A 3,530-nucleotide genomic window follows, 5' to 3' on the forward strand; every position below is an offset into this window, starting at 1 on the left:
AACAATATGAGAGATTTCTTGAGCCATTATCTCATCTTCATGTCCTGCTTGATAACGATTGCCTATACTTGCCTCTGTGCTTGCACCACTAGAGATTAAGCCTTGAGTTGAGCCTTCTATCTTAATATATGCTGGTTGTGCCATGATAAGTCCTTTGTGCTGATATTGATAGTAAGAGGATTATAACATAAAAAGGGTTGAATGATAGTAAAAACCATAAAAGAAAGTGCAAAGCAAATTAGAAGCTATAATATCAATGATGATTGGGTTGGTAGATGTTCGATTCTAAGCTTTGCAAGAAATCACAAAAGTGCTTTATAGGGGTTGTGATAAGATACTATAATTAAGATTGGAGTTTGCGATAAGATTCTTGCTTAAGAGGTTTTTGTAACAATGGGGCTTTTGTTGAGGAGAGGCTAATTGTAGGAAGATGATTGTAAGAATCTTTTTATCACTTAAAAAGTATTCGAATAATAACATAATGAAAAATAGGATCACAGCCAAAGAGTATAGAGCCAATAAAGAAACTCTTTAATTTGTGTTCTATCTCGTTGCATATTTACTCCTTTGTTGTGTCCCTTAAGTCTTGCAATGTAATTATGCTTATTATCTCGCATTGCGCACTCTGCTTTCATTTGTCTATCCAGCCAAGAGTAATTGCGCCAAGTGGTAAAAATAGGATATAAAAAAATATACAACACACAAAGCAAATCCTGCATATCTTATACCTTTTCTTTACCCAAGAGATAAAACCAATGAGAGATAGTATCGCAAATAGCAAAAATCCACAATACATTCCTATTTGCATGATAGATAAAGTTTGGTTAGATTCTACAAACAATCCATAAAATACGCTTATAGCATATATAATGGGTAGGCTAAAATAACATAACAAGAAGTAAGTAATAGCAATATTGCTAATATATCTTTCACAAATGATACTTATGATGCCTAGCAAAAAAATACATATAATTATCCAGAATCCCTCTTGAAACAATACAAAAAACCTCTGCTAGATTGAAAAATCATTCCATATAGCATAATGCTTGATACCACAAACCAAAATATAGCGATATATTTTATTGTATTATTTTGTAAGCTAATACTTCTTGCGACAAATATAGCACTGATAATGACACAAAAGATAAGAATTATACTATACAAGCTCATTATAGAATCCTGCATTGTTTGGTAGTAAATAAAAATGGCGTTTTAAATTTGAAATTATGGTCATATTGCAACTCAATATTCCAACCATTATCGCTCTTTTTTTGCGTATCATTACTCTTGATGATATGTATGAAAAATATTATTATGCAACACCAAATCATCAATCTTGCATTTTGATGGGTGGAGCGTGATAATATCTTCATCTTTTGTTACCTCAATATTGCAAAAATCATTAGCATATTCCATTGAAACCACCTTGATAACTGCTTTTGTCGCAGATTCTATACTTATCACACGCACTAAGCCATAATTCATATCATTTGGCTTTTCTATGTAAAAATTCACATTCCAATCATCAAAAGCACTACCATTGTATGAATACCCAATCTCGCAATAATTTTCTCCAAATAAGTCCCTATCATTCAATATGCCATCAGACTTTACACAAAAATCATCTATCTTAAATATTTGCGTTATGTCTTTGCCATTGACATTTGATGTAGAAGTATAGACTTTTCCCTGCCATGATTTGACATATTTGGGTAAATTATCTGCATAAATAAAGCACACCAAAGATACAGCAAATAATAATCGTTTCATTAATCCTCTTTTTATGGTTGTGGTATCACAATATGGTAGTAGCCATTTTCATCAAGCACTTGAGTTATTTTACTGCTTGATATAAGTTTCTCAACTTCACTTTTAAATATTTCTTTAGTTTGTCCTAAAGATGAATGCGGAATATCCACCACATTGACGACATTAAAATCAGCACAATGTCTTGATACATTTGAAGCACCAAGTTTATTAATTATATTTGTCATTGCTTGTATAATTTCTTCTTTAGATTTTCCTGCCTTTTTTTGATTCTCGTAAGTATTTAATACCTGCTGACCCGGTGCTTTGTATGTATTTCTTTGTTGTTTCATGCCATTTTGTATGATATTGTTATACATAATTTCAGCTTGCCTTCTAGGCGTTCTAGCGGTGCTACTTATAACAACTCTAGTATAATTGGAATTTTTAGCTATCTTTCTTAAGATATTTTTAGAATGTTCAGAAACTAAACTTATATCTATTCCATTTTGTCCCACAACCTCAATGTTGCTTAAATCCTCCTCCCCATACTCCACCTCCAACCTTACTATCACTCTATCATTTGTATTTATATTATATTCTTTCTTAAGAGTTTCTAATGTATTAAAGAATCTCTTATCATTCTTCCCTACATCTATCCCTCCATTATTTCCATATTTATCTCCTCCATGCAAATAGAAATTCTCTCTTTGTGTATGAGATTCAGTTGTGTTGCTGCAATCTTTGTCTGTATAGATTGAAAGATAGAAATTATCTCGTTGTGTGTGAGATTCTACTCCATTACCACATTCTTTATCTGTATAGATACTTGTATGCTTACCAAATGTATTTTCACTAAAGATTGTCCTTCTATCATTTATATCATTGATATTGATATAATATTCTCCCTCTGGCATAGCTCCTTTATCTTTCTCTTGTTGCCATTCTTTATCAAGACAGAAATAATATGTTGTATCATTCAATAATCCTTTCTCCTCATATTCTACAAAGTGTGTATAGCCCTTATTTTCTTGTAACTCTTCTTTTTCTTTTAGGCTTAAGGCATTACCACTAAAGGCTACAAAGATTCTATCTTTATGAGGTTTAGTAGAATCTGCCTTATCTCTCTTTATCTCCCCATACTCTAATATCATTAATTCTTTGCCATTGAATCTAAGGGAGAGTTTATCTCTCGCCTTTATCTTTTCACTCTTTGCTATCTCCCCAAAGTTATTTCTTATGATAAAGGTTATATTTGGGATTGGTATTTTTTTATTTGTTGCAAGTAGATGATTATACTTTTCTATGCTTTTACCTTTATATTGAATGATTTGTTTTTTATCATTGTCCATTAAAAATGACATCAACTTGCTTGCTATATCAAATGTTTTATTTGTTGCAATTCTTGTTGGATTAAGAGATTTATCTCTATCAATCTTCTCACCTACAAGTAAGCAACCCTGAGAATCTTGGATTTTTCCTCCACTATGAATTAATATATTTCTATCTTGATGGAGATATTTATTATGTAAGTTTAAAAGAGGTTTCCAATATCTTATTTTGCCTTTAGAATCTTTATGTGGCTCATTATTTGCATTTATTGCTTTCCAATATTGTCGCAATTGATTGGTGTATTTTTCTCCTTGCGGATTAAGGTATCTTTCTGATTTATGCCATGAGAGTTCATACCTCCCCTCTGGGATTCTAAGCTCTAAGTTTGGTGTAATACAATCATATCCACTTCGCTCTAAGAAGTAATGATTTTCCCATTGTGTTAAGTCTCT

The 3,530-nt window shown here is 31.7% G+C and carries 3 protein-coding genes and 1 pseudogene; all 4 read right to left on the reverse strand.

What is annotated here, in order from left to right:
- Positions 1–144, reverse strand: a pseudogene (locus CQA53_RS13400) (type VI secretion system tube protein Hcp); the annotation flags it as partial.
- Between the two features lie 350 nt (positions 145–494).
- Positions 495–635 (reverse strand): hypothetical protein, encoded by a 141-nt coding sequence (locus tag CQA53_RS12575; protein WP_181882447.1) that lies wholly within the window; start codon positions 633–635, stop codon positions 495–497.
- A gap of 646 nt (positions 636–1,281) precedes the next feature.
- A complete protein-coding gene (locus CQA53_RS10445; protein WP_115543904.1) occupies positions 1,282–1,770 on the reverse strand; it encodes a hypothetical protein in 489 nt (162 codons plus the stop codon).
- 11 nt (positions 1,771–1,781) lie between these two features.
- Positions 1,782–3,530, reverse strand: a 1,749-nt coding sequence (locus tag CQA53_RS13150) for a DUF5675 family protein (RefSeq protein WP_220272088.1), incomplete at its 5' end; no start/stop codon positions are given.

The sequence above is a fragment of the Helicobacter didelphidarum genome (genome assembly GCF_003364195.1).
Lineage (GTDB): Bacteria > Campylobacterota > Campylobacteria > Campylobacterales > Helicobacteraceae > Helicobacter_A > Helicobacter_A didelphidarum.